We start from the raw sequence: 21,114 nt of genomic DNA on the forward strand, positions 1-21,114 counted from the left end.
GCTCCTTCGCTCAACTGCCTCTCCAAAGAATCCTTTCTCAGCCTAAACTCAACCCCAAAATCGCCATATGCGATTCCCCTGCCCTCGAGGGGGAGATGTCGCCGAAGGCGACAGAGGGGGTCGTCTCGGATGGAGCACCGACCTCTTGCGCCTGCGATAAGGGGCCGAGCCCGGTTGGACCGACCCCCTCTGGCCGCTTCGCGGCCATCTCCCCCTCAAGGGGGGAGATTAGCACGGCCGATTGCGCCCTACGCCGCCTGCGGTTCCGGATCAAAGGCCGGGCGGGTGGTGTTGATCAGCAGCGAGATGCAGGCAGCGGCTATTGCCGTCATGCCGGCAATCAGAAAGGCAAGCTCGTAATTGCCTTGCAGCTCGCGCATGGTGCCGCCGAAAAAGGCCGCCGTTGCCGCACCCACCTGATGGCCGGCGACGATCCAGCCGAAGACGATCGGCCCGCTGCGGTCGCCGAACGCCTCGTTGGAAAGCCTGAGCGTCGGCGGCACGGTGGCGATCCAGTCCAGTCCGTAAAGCACCGCGAAGATGATCAGGCTGGTCGCCGAGAAGCCGGAATAGGGCAGATAGATCAGCGACAGGCCGCGAATGCCATAATAGACGCCGAGCAGCTTGCGCGGGTCGAAACGGTCGGTGAGCCAGCCCGACAGCGTCGTGCCGATAAGGTCGAAGATGCCCATCATCGAGAGCAGGCCTGCGGCCTGCACTTCGCCGATGCCCATATCGCCGCAAAAGGCGATCAGATGCGTGCCGACCAACCCGTTGGTGGTGAAGCCGCAAACGAAGAAGGTGGCGAACAGATACCAGAAGACGCGCGTGCCGGCGGCGCGGCGCAGCGTGCTCAATGTATGCGAAAGGAAATTGCCTTGCGAGGCTGGCGGCACCGGCGGCACGTCGTCGGCATCGGCGCCATAGCGGACCATGCCGATCGACGCCGGGCGCTCCGGCACCAGCATATAGACCAGCGGCACCAGGCAGGCGGTGGCCACGGCAATGGCGATGGCGACCGGCTTCCAGCCGCCCGACTGGGCGAGCGAGGCGAGCAGCGGCAGGAAGACCAGCAGCCCGGTGGCACTGGACGCCGACATCAGTCCCATCACCAAGCCGCGATTGGTCTTGAACCAGCGGTTGACGATGGTCGCGCCGAGCACGGTGGCGACGGCGCCCGAGCTGACGCCGGAAAACACGCCCCAGGTGAGGAGCAGATGCCACGGTTTGGTCATCAACAGGCTGAGCGCGGTCGATCCCGACATCAACAGCAGCGCGGCAAGCAAGGTGCGGCGCAGCCCGATCCGCTCCATCAGCGCCGCGGCAAACGGCCCGGTCAGGCCATAGAGGAAGATGCCGGTGGCCGCCGCCAGCGACACCACGTCGCGCCGCCAGCCGAAACTGTTCTCCAGCGGCAGCATCATGACTGCCGGCGCCGAACGCAGGCCCGCTGCGATCAGCAGGCAAAGGAAGATGACGGCGACCACGACGAAAGCGTAGCGCTGGCCAAACGGGCGGGATTGAGCTATCATGTTACTGACCGGTACGTTGCAGGAGCGCGAAACATACGTACCGACCTGTAACATTGTCAACCAGCTAATCGGCAGACCAGGCATGAAAAGCATTGAACCAACGATCAAGGCGAATGACGCACCGCCGCCTCGCGCCGCCGAACGGATTCTCCAGGTGGCGCGCGATCTGTTCTACCGGCAAGGCATCAGGGCGATCGGCGTCGACGAGATCGTGCGGCGTGCCGGCGTCACCAAGCCCAGCCTCTACCGCAGCTTTCCGTCCAAGGACGAGCTGGCCGCATCCTACCTCCGGCACTATGACCTCGAATTCTGGGAGCGTTTCGACGAGGCGGTGGATGCCCATCCCGGCGATCCGCGCGCGCAGATCGTCGCCTTCCTGACGCGTGTCGGCAAGCGTACGCAAAGGCCCGACTATCGCGGCTGCGGCATGACCAATGCCGCGGTCGAATATCCCGAACATGGCCATCCGGCCCGCGTCGTGAGTGAGGCCAATAAGCAGGAACTGCGCCGCCGCCTGCGCGCCATGGCGGCGGCGATGGGCGCCGGCGACGCCGAGACGCTGGGCGACGGGCTGCTGCTGCTGATCGAGGGCGCCTATATTAGCGGCCAGCTGTTCGGTGCCGGCGGACCGGCGCAGTCGGTGGCCCGCAACGCCGATCTTCTGATAGAGGCAAGTTTGAAGAAATAGTGTTCCGTTTTGCCAGACCACTGTGCGCAGCCTGACTTCCTCTAGGCTGCTGCTAAATTTGACGGTACGCTGCGCCCCCTGAACTGAGTTGTTCCGCCATGCGCGCTCTCTTGATCCCGCTTGCCCTCGCCGGTTTCTGCCAGGCGGCCCGGGCCGGCGACATATCCAGCGTCTATACCGATCTCGATTGGGAGAAGGACTGCGTCACCTATGCCCAAGCGGAAGAAGGCAACGGCGACTGGGCCGATCTCGCCTGTTCGGGCTACCGCGGCTACCCGGTGCTGGTTTCCTACGACGATGCGCGGGAATCGCTGTTCTACGGCTTTCCACCTGGCGATATGACCACGGTCTGGGAAAGCTTTTCCGGCCTCAATTCGGCTGGACCCAAGGTCGAGTGGCGGATCGAAACCAACGGCAAAACTGCCATTCCGTTCGCCGTCATTCATCGTCGCTCGATCAGCGATACCGAGGGCGAGAACAAGTCGACGGAAGTGCTGATTGTGGCCAAGGTTGCCCAGCCTGACGCCCACGAAGGCTGCACGATCGGCCTTGTGCTCGCCACCGGCAATCCCGCCGCCAACGATCAGGCGCGCAAGCTTGCCGACGAGAAGGCACGCACCTTCGCCTGCGGCAAGGACAAGCGTGAGGTGCTGGGCGACGCGCCCGCTTTCGGCCGCGTCGACAACTGATTATTTGCGCCCGATAATTACTTGCGCCTGGCCCGCTCGATTGCCTCGACGATCATCTTCTTGGCATAGGCCGCATCGTACCAGCCTTCGATCTTGACCCATTTGCCGGGTTCGAGATCCTTGTAGTGCTCGAAAAAGTGCTGCACTTGCTGGCGGGTGATGTCGGGCAATTGCGTGTATTCGTGGACGTCCTCGTAGCGCAAGGTCAGCTTGGGCGAAGGCACAGCGATGACCTTCTCGTCCTGGCCCGCATTGTCCTCCATCACCAGCACGCCGATCGGCCGCACATTGATGACGCAGCCTGGCACCAGCGCGCGCGTGTTGCAGACCAATACGTCGATCGGGTCACCGTCGCCCGACAGCGTGTGTGGTACGAAACCGTAATTGCCGGGATAGCGCATCGAAGTGTGCAGGAAGCGGTCGACGAACAGCGTGCCGGCCTCCTTGTCCATCTCGTACTTGATCGGCTCGCCGCCGATCGGCACCTCGATTATGACGTTGACGTCCTCGGGCGGGTTCTTTCCGCTGGCAATCGCTTCGATACGCATCGCTTTATCCCTCTCTCGATTGCAGATCGATAGCGGGCGACGGCGAATGGTGCAATGCGGCGAATGGTACGGGGAGACCGTCCTAACCGAAAACCGGCCGGATCATGCGCTGGCCGTCATTCCCAGACGAAAGCGACCTTCTTCAGCGCCTTCTGCTCGAAGATCTCGACGCCTTCGGCAACATCGCGGCCACCGGCGCCGGCATAGAAGGCAAGTGCGTTCTGATTGTCTTCCAGCGCCCAGACCACCATGCCTTTCAGGCCATGGTCGGCCAGCCGTGCCCGCGCGGCCGAGAACAGCCGGCTGCCGAGCCCGATGCCTTGATATTCCGGCCGCAGGTAAAGTTCGTAGATCTCGCCCTGCTGCCTGAGTTCGCGGGCGCGGTTCTTGCCGATCGTCGCATAGCCGGCAATTTTGCCGCCGATTTCGACGACCAGGACGGTGGCAGCGCGGCGAATGGCATTCGCCCACCAGTCGGCGCCGCGGCGGTTGATCATCGATGTCAGCGTGCGGTGCGGGATGATGCCTGAATAGGCGCCGCGCCAGGCCTCGAGATGCACGTCGGCGATGGCGGCTGCATCGCGCGGTTCGGCTTTCCTGATGTCGATGCTCAGCGTATTCATGATTGGTTAACCATAAACCCGCCGCGCCCGATTGCAAGAGTCCGGTCAACCGCCGCGATGCTTTCACACAGCCGGACGGTGCGTCCTTGAGACGCTGCGAAACCGCTTTTGGCGAGATCAAATCTCGACCAGATGGTCGTCCAGTTCGTTGCTGTCGCCGGTCGAGACCGGAAAATGCTCGGCCAGTACCCCACCGACTGCTTGGATCGCCTTGACGAACCCCTCGGCAAGCCGATCGTCGCCGGCATGCGCCGTAAGGTCGCGGACGACACCGTCCCAGACATGCTGGCCGACACGAGAATCGATGCCGCTGTCGGCGACCACCTCGGCGTAGCGCTCGGCAATCGAGACGAACACCAGCACGCCAGTGCGCGCCGTGGTGCGGTGGACGTTGCGGGCGAGGAACTGCTTCATCGCATTGGCGTGGGCGGCCTGGTAGCGCAGCCGCCTCGGCACCAAATGGATGCGCAGTGCCGGCAATGCCCACAACAGGATGAGCACACTGGCAAGCGCCAGAAGCTCGGCGATGACGAAATGCGGCAAGCGGATCGACAGCCACCAGGCTTCCAGCCCGTAACCGACGGCGAGGCTGACGACGAGCATGCTGAGCATCGCCATGAAAGCGGCCGGGAAGAAATAGCTGTCGCTGGCATGCGCCACGACGCAGTAGATCTCGCCGTCGGTCTTTGATTCGGCAGCGCGGATCGCATCGGCGATGCGCTCATGATCCTCGGGGCTGATCGGTCGTGTTGCCATGATTGATGTCTCACCAGCTTCCTGAAGAACCGCCGCCGCCGGACGAGCCGCCGCCGCCTGAAAACCCGCCGCCCGAACTTCCGGACGACCAACCGCTGCCGGAACTTCCAGACGACCAGCCACTGCCTGACGAGGTCCCGGATGTCCAGCTACCGCCGCCGGAAGATGACGAAGCTGGCCCACGGCCGTAGCGGAACGTCATGCCCAGCCACTTGTACACGCCCGGCGACAGCTTCGTGCCGAAGATCGGCGGCAGGAACGCCATTGCCAAGCCGCCGAAGAACATCGTCGCCCACAGGACGATGAACAGCATGAAGATGGGATCGACAGGATTGTCATTCGCCGGATTGCGCTTGCCGCGCGCCTCCAGTTCTTCGGGATTGCCTTCCAGCACCATGATCATGTCGTCGACGGCCTTGCTGATGCCGCCTGAGAAATCGCCGGCACGGAAGGCCGGCACCATGTCGTTTTCGATGATCAGCTTGGTGTGCAGGTCGGTCAGCGTGCCTTCCAGCCCATAGCCGACTTCGATGCGCATCTTGCGGTCGTTCGGCGCCACCAGAAGCAGGACGCCGTTGTTCTCCTTCGCCTGGCCCAGTTTCCAGGCGCGGAACAGCCGGTTGGCGTAAGGCTCGATCTCCTCGCCGTCGAGGCTGGGAATGGTCGCGACGACGATCTGGTCGGACCCTTTGGTCTCGAACTCGGCAAGCTTCTGCGTCAGCGCCGCCTCGGTCGCGGCATCGATGATGCCGGCATTGTCGACGACCCGTCCGGTCAGCGCCGGCAGTGCGGCGGCGAAGGCCGCGAAGCCGACCAGCAGCACCGCCATGGCCAACAGCGCGGTGCCGATCATTTTGGTGAAACGGCCGGATTCCACCGGGCTGATGGCGTGTCTTGTCATCTCGTCACCAACTTCCCGAGGAGCCGCCGCCGCCGGACGAACCGCCGCCGCCGGAAAACCCGCCACCGCTTGAACCCGACGACCATCCCCCGCCGGAACCTCCCGACCAGCCGCCGGAGGACCGCCGGTTTGGCTCGAAGGTCATGCCCAGCCAGCGATAGCGGCCGGGACCGATCTTCTGGCCGAAGATCGGCGGCAGGATGGAGGCTGCGAGGCCGCCGAAAAAGATGATTGCCCAGATGGCTATGAAGATCGTGAAGAACAGATCGTCGCTGTTGAACGGCGGCTGCTGGTTGCGTTCGCCGCGCGCCTCCAGCTCTTCGGGATTGCCTTCCAGCACCAGGATCATGTCGTCGACGGCCTTGCTGATGCCGCCTGAGAAATCGCCGGCACGGAAGGCCGGCACCATGTCGTTTTCGATGATCAGCTTGGTGTGCAGGTCGGTCAGCGTGCCTTCAAGCCCATAGCCGACCTCGATGCGCATCTTGCGGTCGTTCGGCGCCACCAGCAAAAGCACGCCGTTGTTCTCCTTCGCCTGGCCCAGTTTCCAGGCGCGGAACAGCCGGTTGGCGTAAGGCTCGATCTCCTCGCCGTCGAGGCTGGGGATGGTCGCGACGACGATCTGGTCGGACCCTTTGGTCTCGAACTCGGCAAGCTTCTGCGTCAGCGCCGCCTCGGTCGCGGCGTCGATGATGCCGGCGTTGTCGACGACCCGTCCGGTCAGCGCCGGCAGTGCGGCGGCAAGGGCGGTGAGCGGGAGGAACAGACCAAGGCAAAGAAGAAGCAAAGTGACGCTCAGAAGCGTGTGGTTTGCACTTCGTCGCGCCCCCCTCTGTCCTGCCGGACATCTCCCCCACTTGGGGGAAGATCGACTATCGCGACCGCTTTCGCCAATCTCCAACGTTGCAGGATGGGCGGTGAGGCCAAAGCTGCCAATCTCCCCCCTTGAGGGGGAGATGCCCGGTAGGGCAGAGGGGGGCGCTACGGAGTGCAAGGCCAATAGGGACCACGCTCACCGGCTGTTCTTCACCCGCCCTGCTGCGTGCCGAAATCGACCTTCGGCGGCTGCATCTTATCCTCCTCGATGGTGAAATTCGCAAACGGCTGGTTGCCGCGGAACCACAAGGTCGCCCAGATCACCGACGGGAAGGTCCTCAGCGTCAGATTGTACTCTCTCACTGCCTGGATATAGTCGCGGCGGGCGACCGTGATCCGGTTCTCGGTGCCTTCGAGTTGTGCTTGCAGCGCCAGAAAGTTCTGGTTGGCCTTGAGATCGGGATAGTTCTCCACCACCGCCAGCAGGCGCGACAGCGCGCTGGTCAGGCCGGCCTGGCTGTCCTGGAATTTCTTGAAGGCTTCCGGATTGTTCAGCGTTTCCGGCGTCACGGTCACCTGCGTCGCCTTGGCGCGCGCTTCGACCACGGCATCGAGCGTGTCCTTCTCGTGCGCGGCGTAGCCCTTGACCGTGTTGACCAGATTGGGGATGAGATCGGCGCGGCGCTGGTATTGATTCAACACCTCGCTCCATGCGGCCTTGGCGTTTTCCTCAGCCGTCGGAATGGTGTTGTAGCCGCAGCCGGCAAGCAGCGGCAGCATGACGGCCATAACCAGGAACGCAGCTAAATTACGGAAGGTTGGCGGCGAAGAAAGGCGCTGGGCAAGCATGATAAGTCCCCTCAATAGCATTGGCAGGCGAAGCATTAGCACAATCCTTGCGTAAGAAAATGACTTCGGCCGAGAAGTGTTACTGGTTTCTGCCATTCGCCGTCGGGCCCTGTGACAGACGAGGCGAACGGGTTAAGCTCTGGCATAGAACGGGACATCACCATGGCGAAACGCCACGACAGCGACGCGGAATCGCGCCGCATCATCGAACGGGTGGCGCGCGAGACCGACCCGGGGGGCACCTCGTTCCTTGCACGAACCACCAAAGGCGCGCGCGACCACGTCACCGCGGCCGATGCCGACCGGTCGGACCCGATCGAATATTGGGGCACCCGCATCGGTCGGGCAGCGGGCTTGCTTATTGCCATCGGCCTGTTGATCTGGCTCGTGCTTTTCGTCACCAGGGGCAGTTAGGAAAAATCAATGAGTGCCGAAAAAACCGACGCGCCCCGCGCGGTCATCGTCGTCTCCAGTCATGTCGCCCGTGGCTCAGTCGGCAACCGTGCCGCTGTCTTTGCGCTGGAGACGCTCGGCTTTCCGGTTTGGGCGGTACCGACCGTCATCCTGCCCTGGCATCCGGGCCATGGCCGGGCCACCCGCATTGTGCCGCCGCTGGACCAGTTCAAGGCGCTGATGGCCGACCTCGAGGGCGCGCCGTGGCTGGGCGAGGTCGGCGCCGTGCTGTCCGGCTATCTCGGCGAGGCTGGCCAGGCCGAAGCCGTCGCTTCGCTGGTCGGCGCGGTCAAGGCGAAGACGCCGGACGCCCTCTATATCTGCGATCCGGTGATGGGCGATTCGGGCGGGCTCTACGTACCTGAGCCGACCGCAATCGCCATGCGCGACCGGCTGATGCCGATCGCCGATATCGCCACGCCCAACCGCTACGAGCTGGAATGGATGGCCGGAGCGCCGCTGCCAGACCTTAAATCGGCAATGGCTGCAGCCCTGCAGGCCGGCCCACCGGCCATGCTGGTCACATCGGCGCCGGCGATGATGGCCGGCGGCACCGGCAATTTACTGCTCGCCGACAGAGAGGCACTGCTTGCCGAACACCGGCTCATCGACAAGCCGCCGAATGGGCTCGGCGACCTGACGGCTGCCGTCTACCTGGCGCGGATCCTGTCCGGCCAGCCGGCCGCCAAGGCGCTGCAATCGACCACGGCGGCGGTCTACGAGATCCTGGCGCGGACCGCCAAGCGCGGCGGCGACGAGTTGCAGCTCGAGACCGATGCCCAGAGCCTGTCGCACCCGATGGCGATGGTGCAACTTCGCCATCTCCTGCATCCGGAACGGGACCGCCGGGCGTGACGCAGGCCGAAGACGCCGTGCCCCAGGATGATGCGCCCGAGGATGTTGCGCCCGACGACGTTGCGCCCGACGATGTTATGCCCTGGGGTGTTGTGCTTGTCGGCGTCGACGGTTGCAAGGCCGGCTGGATAGCCGTCCGCCGCGATCCCGGTGCGGCACCGTCGACAGCCGTTTTCCCGAGCTTCGCGGCGTTGCTCGACCGACTGCCCGCCGACTCGTTGGTAGCGGTCGATATGCCAATCGGCCTGCCCGATTTCTCGCAAAGAGGCGGTCGCGGCCCGGAGGCGCTGGTGCGGCCGCTGCTCGGGGCCCGGCAGTCCAGTGTCTTTGCCATCCCCTCCCGCGCCGCGCTTTACGCCGAGGTCGAAGCCTTCACCACGGTCGATGCCTGGTACGCCGCACATCGCAAGGCAAGCGAGGTGGCCAGGACGACATCAGATCCGCCGCGCGGTGTCTCGATCCAGGCCTTCGGTATCTTCGCCAAGATCCGCGAGATCGATTCGCTGCTGATCGCGCGGCCCGAACTGCGCAGCCGCGTCTTCGAATCGCATCCGGAAGTTGCCTTCTGCAAACTAAACGGCGACCGCGCTATGCGCTTGCCGAAGAAGATCAGGGGCAACATCAATCCGGCCGGCATGGCCGAACGCAAGGCGCTGCTTGCCCAGCATGGTTATAGCCAGGATTTTCTCGACCAGACGCCGCCGCGCGGCGCGGCCGCCGACGATTTCCTCGACGCCGCGGCGATGATGGTGGTTGCCGGACGCATCGTCAGAGGCGAGGCAATGCCGTTTCCGGATCCGCCGCTCGCCGATCGTTTCGGCATTCCGGTCGCCATTTGGGCCTGAGGACCGGGGCGTCAGGAGCGTGATCTGAGCGCCTCGTTGAGTGCCCACATATCCTTCTCCTCGGGCGCGGTCTCCAATCCGAGCACGGGAACTTGCTTACGCAAATGGTCGTGGTGGGTGCGCACGCCATATTCGAGATCGGAGAGGTAAAAACCTCCGAAGGCTTCGGACAGCATGGATTCGTTGGACCATATCGAAAGCTGTACATCCTCGGCCAGCGTGTCGCGGTCGATGCGGTAGGATAGGTAGCGGGCTGCCGCCTGTTCCCTGGTCTCGTCGCGATAGCGGTAGATGGCGCCGCGCAGCAGCGTCTCACCCGTCGACAGCGGAAATTCCTGATAGAACTGCACCGATTCCGGCATGAGCGACAGCACGTTGTTCGGGAAGATGCCGTAGTAGATCCAGGCCTTGCGCAGGTGTTCCGGCAGGTGCTTCGCCTCGGGTGCGAGCTTGATGTACTGCGCGACGCTCCAGCGCCGTCCGGCATGCGGATTGTAGGTGGCGAACGAGCGCGACACGCCGTTGACGAACGGCTCGTCGAAATAGGTCGCACCGTAAAGGTCCTGCAGCGCCGGATGCGCCATGGCGACGTGGTAGCCTTCATTGTCGACATCGCGCACCGACTTCCAGTTGACCGGCGTCCTTTGGGTCCGGATGCCCCAGGACGGCACCATCTCGGCGACGCCGTAATGGGCAATCTCGGCTTCGATCGGCTTCAACAGCTCGGCCACCGATGGCTGCGGCCCACCCTTGCGGAAACGGATGAAGATGAAGCCCATCCAGATTTCGAGCTCGAGCGGCATCAGGCCGAAATCGGTCTTGTCGAGGTCGGGGAATGAACGGGGGCGGGCAGCACCGCGCAGCGTGCCGTCGAGATTGTAGACCCAGCCATGAAAGGGGCAGACCAGCGCATTCTTGCAAGTGCCCTGGCTGTCGGCAACGACGCGACTGCCGCGGTGGCGGCACATATTGTTGAAGGCGCGCACAACGCCATCCTTGCCGCGCACGATCAGCGCCCGCTCGCCGACCACATCCATCGTCAGATAGTCGCCGGCGTTCGGCACGTCGCAGACATGGCCGGCGATCTGCCAATGGTTGCGGAAGACGTGCTCTTTCTCGAGTTCGAGCAAGGCGTCGGAATGATAGCTCCAGCCCGGCAGCCCCCGCCGATCCCAATCGTTGGGGATTGCCACGTCACGCAGATGCGGGTTCATAAAGGCTCTTTATTTATTGAATGGTCGTTCAATAAAAGCATATTTTCCATTGAAATGCAATGGCTTGGAAAAATGGGACTAAGTCTTGACGGGAAATCGAACGGGATTCGAGAGCCCAGTCCGAACGATCGAAGCCGGGAAAATCCCGGGAATTCCAGACGTTAATCCCCTTACACTTGTTGAGCGCCCGACGCTCCGTGGGCCTGGAAAGGCGACGCGGATCTGGTGCCGTGGGTAGCGCAAAACGAGCAGAGAATGCCACCGGTGCTGCCAGCTACGCCGGATCGGTTTGCCCAGGAATGGCCGCGGGCTTGGTTTCATGCCGGTTACACAATCGTTAATTCATCATCGTTGGCCGGTTACAAGGTGCGATTAGGTTCGTTTCAACAGAGAAAAGAAGAAGACCGAAGGAAACGACGATGCGTACGAAAATCCAGATCACCGATACCGACCTTCGCCAGCAGGGTCCCCAGCGTAACGACCGGCGCCCGAAGCTGGCGCTGCGCCAGCGCGCCAGTGATCATCCGATGGCGATGTTCATGCTGCTGGCGGCTGCCGCATTTGCCGGCATGGCGTTGACGCCTACCGTCGGTCCGGCCTTCGCCTCACTGAACCCGCCGGCCAACCTCATCGACGGCGCGACAACCACCACCAAGACGGCGCGCCTGCCGATGCCGGAGATCGATTTTGCCTGCAAGGGGCAGGCCTGGGGCGCCGAGAGCCTGGATTGCCTGCGCGTCATCGCTGCCCAGTCGGGCAAGGCACGACCGGTCCGCATGATCGCCAATGCCGCCCCGCTGGCTGATACGCCGAACGTTTTTTGATTTTTTTGCGAGCGCCCTCCAGCACTCCAGTCAGGCTCCCGCCGCAATGTCGGCCGGGAGCCTTTTTCTTCCGGGAGAGATCGCGGAGTTAGCCGCCCAGACCGGCCTGCTCGGCAATGGCCGAGAGCACGCCGCGCACATCCAGCGTGCTGAACGGTTTTTCGAGGATTGGCGGCCGCTGCGGCGCCGGCAGCGCCTCGATCTCGCCTTTCGCGCCGATCAGATCGCCGGTGACAAGCACGAAGCGCCGCGCCAGACCCGGCATTTCGGCGAGTAGCTCGCGATAGGCGGCTATGCCGCTGGTGCCGGGCATGCGCAAATCGGAAAACACGATGTCCGGCGGGACATGGCCGCTCAGCGTCGCGGCGGCCGAGACCCAGGCCGGCACGATCCGCGACTTGATGCCCATCAACTCCAGAATGTCGGACAGCGACGCCGCGACATCCGGCTCATCGTCTATGATCAGCGCGTGACGCAAGCCGCTCGACCGCGACGGACTGTCGCTAGCGGCGGCCGCGCCAGCAGCGATCGCCGGCAGCTGCACGACAAAACGCACACCTCTCGGCGAAACCTCCTCGAACCAGATATCGCCATTGTGCCGCTCGATGATCGATTTCGAGATCGACAGGCCGATGCCGGTACCGACACCGACCGGCTTGGTGGTGAAATAGGATTCGAATATGCGTGAGCGTATCGCTTCCGGCACGCCTGGTCCGTTGTCCTCGACCGAGAATCCGGGATTGCCGCGGTCGCTGCGAAACGTCCGGACCTTGATCCGGCGGTCGCCGGCAACGCCGGCCAAGGCGTGCTGACTGTTGATGAGGAAGTTGGCGGCCACTTGCGTCACGTGGTCGGCATCTGCCATGGCCAGCAACGGGCCGCTGGCGAAATCGGTGTCGATGATGATGCCGCTCGACCGTGCGCCATAGGCGGTCACTTCGAGTGCGGCGCGGATCACCTGGTTGAGGTCGGTTTCGGCCTGTGCGGCCGGGTGCAGGCGGACCATCGACAGGAAGCTCTTGACGATACGGCCGCAGCGCTCGGCAGCGGCGCGCACCTTTTCGGCGCGCACCTTGGTCTGCGGATCGGCGGCGAATTCATGCAGCAGCGTCGACTGGGCGACGACCACGGCCAGCGGGTTGTTGAGCTCGTGCGAAACGCCGGCAAGCAGCGAGCCCATCGCCGCCATTTTCTCGTTCTGGTGCAGTTTTTCGCGCTGGCGGTTGATTTCCTCCTCGGCGCGCAATCTGTCGCGCAGGTCGCGGATAGAGCCGAAGATCAGCTGGCGATCGGCGACCCGCATCTCGGTTGCCGTCAGCTCGATCGGAAAAACCTCGCCGGCGGCGTTCTGGGTGACCGTTTCGAGCCGCTGGCCGACCATCGGCGCGCCGCGGCCCGACATATATTCGGCGCCGGACGCATAGCCCTTGCGGTAATATTCCGGCACGACCGTGTCGAGCAGGTCCTTGCCGAGGATATCGCTGCGCCGATAGCCGAACATCTTCTCGGCGGCCGGATTGAATTCGATGATCGAGCCGGTCTCGTCGATGACGATGATGGCGTCGAGCGAGGCCTGCAGCATGGTGCGGCGAATGACGTCGCTGGCATGCGCGTCGGAGGGCGATCGTTCGATGGCATCGCCGATGGCGAGTGCCACCATGTGCAGCGCCGCCTCTTCCTGGTCGGTCCATTCGCGTTCGTTGACGCAATCGTTGACCGCCAGCGTGCCCCACAAATTGCCGTGCGAAAAGACCGACACCGACAGGAACGACTTGATGTTCTGCTTTTCGAAATCGGTCCGCAGAAAGCCTTCGAGATCGCGTGTGTGCCCGGCGAAGATCTTGCCTTGACGCTCGTCCTCTGCCAGCCGTTCCAGCAATGGGTCCGAATCGACGACCGACTGCACGATGACGGTAGGTGACGCCAGCTCACCGCCAAACCGGGGGGCGATCCAATAAGCGGCGACCGACTGGGCGAAACCCTGGCCGGGCAGTTCGCGCAGGCGAAACAGGATGCCGCGGTGACAATCCATGGCTTCGCAAAGCGTCTGGAGGATACCTTCCATCTCGCGCTGCCAATCGCCGGCTTCGCGCAGCCGGCGAACCACATGCACGGCCACCATCGCCGCGCCCTGCCTGGCGCCCTGCGTGTCCGCGCGTGCTGTTTCAGCCGTCATGGTCATTTCCTGGCCTTGGCTTGCTCAAGCCGCCAGGCCTCAGTTATTTTCACCGGCCGGCAGCGAGAAGATATAGCCTTCGCCGCGCACCGTGCGCAGGAATTTCGGGTTGGCCGGGTCCGCTTCGATCTTCTTTCTCAGCCGCATGATGCGGATGTCGACCGCGCGGGACGATTCCGGGTCCTCGACGAAACCGATCGCCTCGGAGATCGCCGCCCGCGTCAACAGCCGGTTGGCGCGCGTCAGGAACACCTCCAGCACGTCGAACTCGCTCTTGGCCATGTCGATGACCGCGCCGTTGGCGCCGGTGACGAGCCTGCCGTCGAGATCTGCGTGAAAGGGTCCGAAGCTCACGGACCGGCGGCCGCCGGATGTTTCAGCCTTGGCCTTTTGTGGCTCGGTCGGCTCAGGAACGCGACGCAGCACGCTGCGCACCCTGGCCAGCACTTCGCGCAATTCGTAAGGCTTGACGATGTAATCGTCAGCGCCGAGCTCCAGTCCGACGATGCGGTCGAGCGCGGTACCGGCGGCCGTCGCATAGATGATGCCGATCGGCATTTTCGACCGCATCCAGCGGCCGAGCGACAGGCCGTCCTCGCCCGGCATGGCGATGTCGAGAATGGCCAGATGGAAGGACTGGGTTTCCAAAAGGTCGCGCGCCGCCGCCGCACTTTCGGCCGTGGCCACATCATAGCCGCTGGCGCCGAGATACTCGGCGACCGCATCCCTCAGGTCGGGCTCGTCCTCGACAATGACAATTCGTGCCCGCACGATGCTTTCGCTCCCGCTTTCAGCGGAAAGTAGATTGGGTATAAACATGATGTCCAGCACTCTTCTTGGGTTGCCGTATGCGGGGTAGAAAAACATGGCTGCACGATCCGTTATCGCGCTTGTTTCCGTCGCTGAAGTAATTGCGACCGATCTCGCCGATCATCTCGAGCGGCGCGGTCATGAAGTCCGCGCGGCGCGACAGCCGTGGGAGGCCGAATCGCTGCTTTCGGCAAAGGGTATCGATGTCGTGGTTGTCGGCGACAGCGTCAGCCAGGCAGAGGGGCGCGACCTGCTCAGGCGACATGGCGGCGAAGGTGGACCGGATTTCATCCTGATCTGCCGCCCGGCCGATCTGGTCGACAAGGTTCTGGCGCTCGAACTCGGCGCCGCCGACGTCGTCGAAAGCCCGCTCAATGTCAGGGAGCTTGCCGCTCGCGTAGGCGGCCTTCTGGCTCGGCGCGGCAGGAGCGCCGGGGAACTGATCGTGCTGGAGAACGCGACCGTCGATCTCCGATCGGCCATCGTCATGCACCGCTCGGGCACGGAAGAACAGCTGTCCCCCGGGCAGGTGGCGCTGCTCAGGCTGTTCCTGGCCAGCCCGCGCAAGGTGCTGACGCGGGACGACATCATCGCCGCCGCGCCCGCCGAAAATGCCGAAGCCTTCGATCGGTCGATCGATTCGCGCATCGTGCGGCTGCGCCGCAAGCTCGATACCGAAACCATCACCACCATACGGGGTGCGGGCTACCGGTTCGATCCGCCGACGCAATTCGCCGATTGAAGGCAGGACGGCCACCCTTTTGTCTTGAGCATCGGATTTTCCCACAACCGGTTTCCACCTTGGGGTCCGATGCTCTTCAGCGCACCACGAGAAGCGACGGGCCGGACGGCATGTCACTGTTCGTGCTGACCTCGCCGGCATGGGCACGTTCCTTCAGCAGCACGGTGGCGAGGCCGGCAATGCCGAGCAGCCCCTGGACGTAAAGCAGCGCGGAAAGCACCGAAGCGGCGAATTTCGTTTTCATCCTGTTCGTTCCTCAAAATTGGAATTTACGGGCACTTCAGGGGAACCCCCGAAGCGCCCGCGCCGCCAGCGGAGCCCCCCGTTGCGGCGCGGGCCTTCGGTCCTCTCGGCTGCAAGTTGCCGGAGGCGCCGCGCATCCTCAACGGCCCTAAGCCGCCCCCGCCAGAGGGGCTTGAGCCGGTCGACGCGCAGGCTGGAAACTGTCCAGACCAATCCAGACCGTAGCGAAAACAGTGTTGGCTTCCGATCGTTCGTTGACCGCTGTTTTCGTCAGGTCAACTTTGCCTGTTCGCTGTATCCGGATCATGCCGCCGAGGCTGCGCTTTGCTGCAGCTCGGTTTCGGAGTCAGGTGACTTCCTATCAAACGAAAGGCAATCGCGTATTCGCGCCGCGGTTTGGCCGATCCGCCTAGGCAAACACGCCACCGTCATGACGACGTCGTGCAACTGCAAGCTGCTTTGCGCGGACCTTTTCTGTTAACCAGGGGAAACAGAATCGAAACACAAACGAGCATCTAGCGAAATCGGCTTGAAACATGACGCCCCGATAAGCCGGTCATCGAATTGAGCCGGTCCCGACCGGCAGAATAGGGGAGACATCATGTGCACTGCCATTTCCGCCAAGCTCATCAACATCGCCGCCGCCGTCATCACCGGTACTGCCTTGCTTGTCAGTGCCGGCAACGGCGCAGCCCACGCCGCCGCCAACAAGATCGTCGCGCGTGTGTCGCTATCGCAGCAGACCATGGAAATCCTGGTCGACGGCCGGCCGACATTCGCCTGGAAAGTCTCGACCGGCGACAGGACGCACGTCACGCCGACCGGTTCGTTCAAGCCGACCCGCATGCATGAAATTTGGTATTCGAAGAAATACGACAACGCCCCGATGCCGCATTCGGTATTCTTCAGCGGCGGCTACGCCGTACATGCGACAAGCGCCATCAAGCGCCTCGGCCAGCCAGCCTCGCATGGCTGCGTGCGTCTGCATCCGGACAACGCCGCCGATTTCTACCAGCTCGTCGAGGTCTTCGGCCCGGCCAACACCAGCATCGTCATCGTTAAATGAGCGATGCTTCTCGTCGCTCCCAGGCAAGGGCCGGATATTACCGCAATCTAATCCGGCATTACCGGCATCAGCTTCGGATCCGGCTTTTCGGCGTGATGCGGCAGGTCCTTGCTGGCGACAAAGGTGTAGAACATCGGCACCACGAACAGCGTGAACATGGTTCCGACCAGGATGCCGGTGAAGATCACCAGGCCCATCGAATAGCGTGCCGCGGCACCAGCGCCGCTGGAGATGATCAGCGGCACCACGCCGAGCGCCATCGCCGCCGTCGTCATCAGGATCGGCCGCAGCCGCACCCTGGCCGACGCGATGATCGCATCGCGCCGCCGCATGCCGTGCATTTCACGCTGCTGGTTGGCGAACTCGACCAGAAGGATGCCGTGCTTGGTGATCAGGCCGATCAGCGTGATCAAGCCGACCTGGGTGTAGATGTTGAGCGTGCCAAGCCCGACATTAAGCGGCACGATCGCGCCGAAGATCGACAGCGGCACCGCCATCATGATGATCAGCGGATCGCGGAAACTTTCGAATTGCGCCGCCAGCACCAGATAGATGACGAGCACCGCCGCCGCGAAGGCGATGATGATCGTGTAGCCCTGTTCCTTCTCCTGCCGCGATTGACCGGTATAGTCGATGAAGAAGGTGTCGGGCAGGCTTTGCTTGGCAATGTCCTCGATCGCCTGTAGCCCATCCCCGGTGGTGATGCCGGGCCGCGGCAAGGCAGAGATCGTCGCCGAGTTGAGCTGGTTGAACTGCTCGATGGCGGCCGGCGACGCGTTGGTCGAGATCTTCACCACCGCCGAGAGCGGCACCATCTCGCCCGATACGCTGCGCACGAAATACTCGCCCAGTTTTTCAGGGTTGTCGCGAAAGCTCTGCGGCACCTGCGGGATGATGTCGTAGCTGTTGGATTCGCGGTCGAATTGCGCCACTTCGGCGCCACCGACCAGGAGCGTCAGCGTCCGGCCGATGTCGGCTATCGGCAGGTTGAGCGCGGCGGCGCGGTCGCGGTCGATCGTCACCGTCACTTGCGGCGCGTCGAAGGTCATCGAATTCTGCACGACGATGAAGCGGCCGGAGGCCTGCGCCTTGTTCTTGATGTCTTCGGCCGCCTCGTACACCTGCGAGGCGTCGCCGGTCGAGCGCACGACCATCGTTATCGGCAGGCCGCCGCCGGAGCCGGGCAGCGTCGGCGGCGCGAAGACGAAAGCTTCGACGCCCGCCACCTTGCTCAGGCGGCCCGTAATGTCTTGCTGGATTTCCTTCGAGTTGCGCGTGCGGTCAGCCCAGTCCTTGAACGCAAAGCCGACGAAAGCGCTGTTCGTCTGGCCACCACCGAAGGCGACCGCCGAGAACTGTGCCCGCGTCTCAGGCAGATCCTTGACCAGGCCGAGTATCTGATTGACGTAGGTTTCGGTATAGTCCGACGTCGCGTACCGCGGCGCGGTCACCAGCGAAAGCAGGAAACCCTGGTCCTCTTCCGGCGCCAGTTCGCTCGCGGTCTTGGTGAACATGAAACCGGTCGTGGCGACCAGCGCGAGGACGATCATCAGCGTCACCGGGCGATAGTTCAACGAACCGGTGACGAGCCGCTCATAGATGTGTTCGACGCGCCCGAACGTATTGTCGACAATGCGCTGGAAGCGGCTGTGCGAGCCGGACCTCAGGATACGTGCCGACATCATCGGTGTGATGGTGAGGGCGACGACACCCGAAAGCACCACCGAGCCGGCAAGCGTCACCGCGAATTCGCGAAATAGTGCGCCTGTCAGGCCGCCGGTGAAGGCCAGCGGCGCGAACACGGCGGCCAATGTTATCGTCATGGCGACGACGGCGGACGAGATCTCGCGCATGCCGTTGAACGCCGCCTGCATCGGCGACAAGCCGTCTTCCTCCATGTGGCGGTGGATGTTTTCCACCACCACGATGGCATCGTCGACGACAAGTCCGATCGCCAGCACCATGGCCAGCAGCGACAAAAGATTGATCGAATAGCCCACCGAAAACAGCAGGAAACAGACGCCGATCAGCGACAGCGGAATGGTCACGATCGGCATCAGCACCGAGCGGAACGAGCCGAGGAAGAGCAGGATAACAACGATGACGATGGCGACCGCCTCGCCGATGGTCTTGAACACCTCCTCGATCGACGCACTGATCTGCTCGGTTGAATCGTAGACGATCTCCATCGTCATGCCGAGCGGCAGCGTCTCCTGGATGGTCGGCACAATCTTGTGGATTGCCGCCGCGGTGGTCAGCGGATTGGCGGCCGGCGTCGGAAAGATAGCGAGAAAGATGCCGGGCTTGCCGTTGAAGCTGACCCTGGTGTCGGTGTTCGCCGCGGCGAGTTCGACGCGGGCCACGTCGCGCAATCTCACCACATTGCCGTCCTTCGACCGGAGTGGAAGGGCGGCGAAAGCCTCCGGGGTCTGCAGCGTAGAGCGAACGGTGATCGAAGAAACCACATATTCGTTTTCGGTGTCGCCGGGCGCGGAAAGGAAATTCGATTCGTTGATGGCGGCCAGCACTTCCGCCGCGGTCACGCCGCGCGCCGCCAGTTTGATCGGGTCGATCCAGACCCGCATCGAATATTCGGCTGCGCCGAAGATCTGCACGTCGGCGACGCCTTCGACCGTCGAGATACGCGGCCGCACGACGCGCTCGATATATTCGGTGAGCTGTTCCGGCGTCATGTTCGGGTTCTGCATCGAGATGTACATCATCGCGAACTGCTGGCCGGTGCCCTTGACGATCACCGGGTCTTTGGTTTCGTCCGGTAGATCGCCGCGAACGCTCTGAACCTTCGACAAGACTTCGTTCAGCGCGACGTCGGGGTCGGAGCCGAGCTTCATCTGCACTGTCACGGTGCTGGAGGACGGCCGGCTCGACGACGTGACATAATCGATGTTTTCGGTCGAAGCGACGGCACGCGCGATCGGCGCGGAAATGAACCCCTGGATCAGGTCGGCACTGGCGCCGGGATAGGCCGTGGTGATGGTGATGGCCGTTTCTTCAACCTCTGGATACTGCCGGATCGAAAGGTTGAAGATTCCCTGAAAACCCAGAAGCAGGATCATGCAGGCAAGCACGGTCGAAAGGACCGGGCGGCGGATGAAGAGGTCGGAAAAGCTCATTGCTGGGCTGCCTGCTGGTTCCCTGGCTTGCCCGGATCGATCGTGTTGTCGACGGCAACGGACATTCCGTTGGAGAGCCGGTTCTGGCCGGCGGTAACGACTTCGTCGCCGGGCGCGATGCCCTCCAGAATCTCGACCAGGCCGGCGTTGCGGCGGCCTGGCTTGACGAACACCTGGGCTAGCACGAGCTGCGGCTTCTGTTTTTCCGCTGCCGGCTTGGCTTCCTCTGCCGGTTTGGCTGGGGTAGCAGCCGGCTTTTCGTCGGGTTTTGCCGCGGGTGCTTCGGCCGCGGGCTTGGCAGCATCTGCAGCCGGCTTTTCTTCCGGCTTTGCCTCGGGCGCCGCGCCGTTGGCTTCGGCGGATTTGGCCGGGCGCACCACGAAGACGAAGTCGCCGTACAGGCTGGAAGTCAGCGCCGTCTGCGGCAGCGCCAGCACGTCGTTCTCCTCGGGCAGTTCGACGCGCACCTGGACGAACTGGCCGGGCGTCAGCTTGCCTTCGGGATTGCCGACCTCCGCCCTCACGGTCACCAGCCGGCTGGTCGGGTCGATCTTCGGATCGATGCCGCGGATGCTGCCGGTGAACGGCATGTCGCCGCCGCCGACGCCCAACCGCACCGTCTGTCCGATCTTCAGCTGCGGAAGCTGCTGCTCCGGCACGGTGAAATCGACACGCATCGTATCCATGTCCTGCAAGGTCACCACGGCGGTGCCGGGTGTGAGATACTGGCCAAGGTCGATTTTCGGAATACCGACGGTACCCTTGAAAGGGGCCGTCAACTGCTTTTGGTCGAGCACCGCTTGCAGCTTGTTTACCTGCGCGGCGGAGACCGATGCTGCTGCCTGCGCCGTGTCGAGCGTGGCATCGGTGCCCACCCCGCGCTTCTGCAGCTCAAGAGCGCGCATCAGCGTCGTCTGGTCGGAGGTGGCTTGCGCCTTCGATGCCACGAGGTCGGCTCGCTCGACTTCATCGTCGAGCTGCAGCAGCACGGCGTTGGCGGCGACCTTCTGATTGGCATGGAACAGGATGTCCTTGACGATGCCCGCGGTTTCGACCGTCAGGTCGACGCCGCGTACGGCACTGACAGTGCCGATCGCCTCGATGCCGGGCGTCCATGACATCGGTTTGACGATGACCGTCGACACGGTCGCGGCCGGCGGCTTCATGGTGGCGAAGAACTGTTTGATCGCATTGTCGCGAAACAGGTTGAAGCCGACGATGCCGCCGCACACCAGCACGAGCAGAATGAAGGCGATGATGAAGCGCTTGATCACGAACAGTCCCTCGGCCACGGCCCAGCATAACGGTCGGATGACCGGAACACATACCTGTGCCTGGTCCCAATTTCAA

General features: G+C 63.3%; 21 protein-coding genes. 8 read left to right on the top strand and 13 right to left on the bottom strand.

Going from position 1 to position 21,114, the window contains the following annotated elements; translation table 11 throughout:
* Positions 1–248: 248 nt before the first annotated feature.
* Positions 249–1,532 (bottom strand): MFS transporter, encoded by a 1,284-nt coding sequence (locus NKI39_RS23140; RefSeq protein WP_352817462.1) that lies wholly within the window; start codon positions 1,530–1,532, stop codon positions 249–251.
* Between the two features lie 82 nt (positions 1,533–1,614).
* Between NKI39_RS23140 and NKI39_RS23145 the strand changes: the two genes are divergently transcribed.
* Both NKI39_RS23145 and NKI39_RS23150 read left to right on the top strand, forming a co-directional pair.
* Entirely contained in the window at positions 1,615–2,220 is a 606-nt protein-coding gene (locus tag NKI39_RS23145) for a TetR/AcrR family transcriptional regulator (RefSeq protein ID WP_352540898.1), read from the top strand.
* A gap of 98 nt (positions 2,221–2,318) precedes the next feature.
* Complete coding sequence (locus NKI39_RS23150) at positions 2,319–2,909, top strand: hypothetical protein (RefSeq protein ID WP_352767490.1); 591 nt, start codon at positions 2,319–2,321, stop codon at positions 2,907–2,909.
* Positions 2,910–2,926: 17 nt separating this feature from the next.
* Here the strand turns inward: NKI39_RS23150 and ppa are convergent, their stop codons facing one another.
* The 6 genes from ppa to NKI39_RS23180 form a co-directional block, all read right to left on the bottom strand.
* Entirely contained in the window at positions 2,927–3,457 is a 531-nt protein-coding gene (ppa, locus tag NKI39_RS23155) for an inorganic diphosphatase (protein ID WP_352451245.1), read from the bottom strand.
* A gap of 116 nt (positions 3,458–3,573) precedes the next feature.
* A complete protein-coding gene (locus NKI39_RS23160) occupies positions 3,574–4,080 on the bottom strand; it encodes a GNAT family N-acetyltransferase (RefSeq protein WP_023678138.1) in 507 nt (168 codons plus the stop codon).
* Positions 4,081–4,197: 117 nt separating this feature from the next.
* Positions 4,198–4,836 carry a TPM domain-containing protein gene (locus tag NKI39_RS23165; RefSeq protein ID WP_352540896.1) on the bottom strand — a complete coding sequence of 213 codons (639 nt, stop codon included), beginning with the start codon at positions 4,834–4,836 and terminating at the stop codon, positions 4,198–4,200.
* 10 nt (positions 4,837–4,846) lie between these two features.
* On the bottom strand, positions 4,847–5,689 hold the full coding sequence (locus tag NKI39_RS23170; RefSeq protein WP_352834701.1) for a TPM domain-containing protein: 843 nt from the start codon (positions 5,687–5,689) through the stop codon (positions 4,847–4,849).
* A gap of 52 nt (positions 5,690–5,741) precedes the next feature.
* Positions 5,742–6,536, bottom strand: a complete 795-nt coding sequence (locus NKI39_RS23175; protein WP_352834704.1) for a TPM domain-containing protein — start codon at positions 6,534–6,536, stop codon at positions 5,742–5,744.
* A gap of 227 nt (positions 6,537–6,763) precedes the next feature.
* Positions 6,764–7,402: a LemA family protein gene (locus tag NKI39_RS23180; protein WP_352834637.1), complete on the bottom strand. Its 639-nt coding sequence runs from the start codon at positions 7,400–7,402 to the stop codon at positions 6,764–6,766.
* Between the two features lie 162 nt (positions 7,403–7,564).
* Between NKI39_RS23180 and NKI39_RS23185 the strand changes: the two genes are divergently transcribed.
* The 3 genes from NKI39_RS23185 (at position 7,565) to NKI39_RS23195 (ending at position 9,555) form a co-directional block, all read left to right on the top strand.
* Positions 7,565–7,816, top strand: a complete 252-nt coding sequence (locus tag NKI39_RS23185; RefSeq protein WP_023678142.1) for a hypothetical protein — start codon at positions 7,565–7,567, stop codon at positions 7,814–7,816.
* 9 nt (positions 7,817–7,825) lie between these two features.
* Positions 7,826–8,710, top strand: coding sequence for a pyridoxal kinase PdxY (gene pdxY / locus NKI39_RS23190; protein WP_352834639.1), 885 nt, complete (start codon positions 7,826–7,828; stop codon positions 8,708–8,710).
* A 77-nt stretch (positions 8,711–8,787) separates the two neighbouring features.
* Positions 8,788–9,555 (top strand): DUF429 domain-containing protein, encoded by a 768-nt coding sequence (locus NKI39_RS23195; RefSeq protein ID WP_352683763.1) that lies wholly within the window; start codon positions 8,788–8,790, stop codon positions 9,553–9,555.
* 11 nt (positions 9,556–9,566) lie between these two features.
* Here the strand turns inward: NKI39_RS23195 and NKI39_RS23200 are convergent, their stop codons facing one another.
* Positions 9,567–10,769: an aromatic ring-hydroxylating oxygenase subunit alpha gene (locus tag NKI39_RS23200; RefSeq protein WP_352834640.1), complete on the bottom strand. Its 1,203-nt coding sequence runs from the start codon at positions 10,767–10,769 to the stop codon at positions 9,567–9,569.
* A gap of 419 nt (positions 10,770–11,188) precedes the next feature.
* Here NKI39_RS23200 and NKI39_RS23205 point away from each other — a divergent pair, with 419 nt between their 5' ends.
* A complete protein-coding gene (locus NKI39_RS23205; protein ID WP_023678146.1) occupies positions 11,189–11,593 on the top strand; it encodes a hypothetical protein in 405 nt (134 codons plus the stop codon).
* 88 nt (positions 11,594–11,681) lie between these two features.
* On the opposite strand, the gene NKI39_RS23210 is transcribed toward NKI39_RS23205, so the two are convergent.
* Together NKI39_RS23210 and NKI39_RS23215 are read right to left on the bottom strand one after the other, a co-directional pair.
* The gene (locus NKI39_RS23210) at positions 11,682–13,769 is read right to left on the bottom strand and encodes a PAS domain S-box protein (RefSeq protein ID WP_352834642.1); all 2,088 of its coding nucleotides are present in this window, start codon (positions 13,767–13,769) and stop codon (positions 11,682–11,684) included.
* Positions 13,770–13,808: 39 nt separating this feature from the next.
* Positions 13,809–14,588 (bottom strand): response regulator, encoded by a 780-nt coding sequence (locus NKI39_RS23215; protein ID WP_352492215.1) that lies wholly within the window; start codon positions 14,586–14,588, stop codon positions 13,809–13,811.
* Positions 14,589–14,634: 46 nt separating this feature from the next.
* Between NKI39_RS23215 and NKI39_RS23220 the strand changes: the two genes are divergently transcribed.
* Positions 14,635–15,321 (top strand): winged helix-turn-helix domain-containing protein, encoded by a 687-nt coding sequence (locus NKI39_RS23220; RefSeq protein WP_352834644.1) that lies wholly within the window; start codon positions 14,635–14,637, stop codon positions 15,319–15,321.
* A 76-nt stretch (positions 15,322–15,397) separates the two neighbouring features.
* Here the strand turns inward: NKI39_RS23220 and NKI39_RS23225 are convergent, their stop codons facing one another.
* Positions 15,398–15,565 (bottom strand): hypothetical protein, encoded by a 168-nt coding sequence (locus NKI39_RS23225; protein WP_023721318.1) that lies wholly within the window; start codon positions 15,563–15,565, stop codon positions 15,398–15,400.
* A gap of 600 nt (positions 15,566–16,165) precedes the next feature.
* Here NKI39_RS23225 and NKI39_RS23230 point away from each other — a divergent pair.
* On the top strand, positions 16,166–16,630 hold the full coding sequence (locus tag NKI39_RS23230) for a L,D-transpeptidase (RefSeq protein WP_352834647.1): 465 nt from the start codon (positions 16,166–16,168) through the stop codon (positions 16,628–16,630).
* A 47-nt stretch (positions 16,631–16,677) separates the two neighbouring features.
* Here the strand turns inward: NKI39_RS23230 and NKI39_RS23235 are convergent, their stop codons facing one another.
* Positions 16,678–19,764 (bottom strand): efflux RND transporter permease subunit, encoded by a 3,087-nt coding sequence (locus NKI39_RS23235; RefSeq protein WP_352613219.1) that lies wholly within the window; start codon positions 19,762–19,764, stop codon positions 16,678–16,680.
* Positions 19,761–21,038, bottom strand: coding sequence for an efflux RND transporter periplasmic adaptor subunit (locus NKI39_RS23240; protein WP_502898596.1), 1,278 nt, complete (start codon positions 21,036–21,038; stop codon positions 19,761–19,763). Before NKI39_RS23240 ends, NKI39_RS23235 begins: the two co-directional genes overlap by 4 nt.
* Between the last annotated feature and the right edge of the window lie 76 nt (positions 21,039–21,114).

Origin of the sequence: Mesorhizobium sp. M0664 (assembly GCF_040320565.1) — a bacterium.
Classification (GTDB): Bacteria; Pseudomonadota; Alphaproteobacteria; order Rhizobiales; family Rhizobiaceae; genus Mesorhizobium.

What these genes read in the sequence shown, in the direction of transcription:
- NKI39_RS23140 (WP_352817462.1), bottom strand. Translation starts at nt 1,532, where the DNA reads ATGATAGCTCAATCCCGCCCGTTTGGCCAGCGCTACGCTTTCGTCGTG.
- NKI39_RS23145 (WP_352540898.1), top strand. Translation starts at nt 1,615, where the DNA reads ATGAAAAGCATTGAACCAACGATCAAGGCGAATGACGCACCGCCGCCT.
- NKI39_RS23150 (WP_352767490.1), top strand. Translation starts at nt 2,319, where the DNA reads ATGCGCGCTCTCTTGATCCCGCTTGCCCTCGCCGGTTTCTGCCAGGCG.
- ppa (WP_352451245.1), bottom strand. Translation starts at nt 3,457, where the DNA reads ATGCGTATCGAAGCGATTGCCAGCGGAAAGAACCCGCCCGAGGACGTC.
- NKI39_RS23160 (WP_023678138.1), bottom strand. Translation starts at nt 4,080, where the DNA reads ATGAATACGCTGAGCATCGACATCAGGAAAGCCGAACCGCGCGATGCA.
- NKI39_RS23165 (WP_352540896.1), bottom strand. Translation starts at nt 4,836, where the DNA reads ATGGCAACACGACCGATCAGCCCCGAGGATCATGAGCGCATCGCCGAT.
- NKI39_RS23170 (WP_352834701.1), bottom strand. Translation starts at nt 5,689, where the DNA reads ATGATCGGCACCGCGCTGTTGGCCATGGCGGTGCTGCTGGTCGGCTTC.
- NKI39_RS23180 (WP_352834637.1), bottom strand. Translation starts at nt 7,402, where the DNA reads ATGCTTGCCCAGCGCCTTTCTTCGCCGCCAACCTTCCGTAATTTAGCT.
- NKI39_RS23185 (WP_023678142.1), top strand. Translation starts at nt 7,565, where the DNA reads ATGGCGAAACGCCACGACAGCGACGCGGAATCGCGCCGCATCATCGAA.
- pdxY (WP_352834639.1), top strand. Translation starts at nt 7,826, where the DNA reads ATGAGTGCCGAAAAAACCGACGCGCCCCGCGCGGTCATCGTCGTCTCC.
- NKI39_RS23195 (WP_352683763.1), top strand. Translation starts at nt 8,788, where the DNA reads ATGCCCTGGGGTGTTGTGCTTGTCGGCGTCGACGGTTGCAAGGCCGGC.
- NKI39_RS23200 (WP_352834640.1), bottom strand. Translation starts at nt 10,769, where the DNA reads ATGAACCCGCATCTGCGTGACGTGGCAATCCCCAACGATTGGGATCGG.
- NKI39_RS23205 (WP_023678146.1), top strand. Translation starts at nt 11,189, where the DNA reads ATGCGTACGAAAATCCAGATCACCGATACCGACCTTCGCCAGCAGGGT.
- NKI39_RS23210 (WP_352834642.1), bottom strand. Translation starts at nt 13,769, where the DNA reads ATGACGGCTGAAACAGCACGCGCGGACACGCAGGGCGCCAGGCAGGGC.
- NKI39_RS23215 (WP_352492215.1), bottom strand. Translation starts at nt 14,588, where the DNA reads ATGTTTATACCCAATCTACTTTCCGCTGAAAGCGGGAGCGAAAGCATC.
- NKI39_RS23220 (WP_352834644.1), top strand. Translation starts at nt 14,635, where the DNA reads ATGGCTGCACGATCCGTTATCGCGCTTGTTTCCGTCGCTGAAGTAATT.
- NKI39_RS23225 (WP_023721318.1), bottom strand. Translation starts at nt 15,565, where the DNA reads ATGAAAACGAAATTCGCCGCTTCGGTGCTTTCCGCGCTGCTTTACGTC.
- NKI39_RS23230 (WP_352834647.1), top strand. Translation starts at nt 16,166, where the DNA reads ATGTGCACTGCCATTTCCGCCAAGCTCATCAACATCGCCGCCGCCGTC.
- NKI39_RS23235 (WP_352613219.1), bottom strand. Translation starts at nt 19,764, where the DNA reads ATGAGCTTTTCCGACCTCTTCATCCGCCGCCCGGTCCTTTCGACCGTG.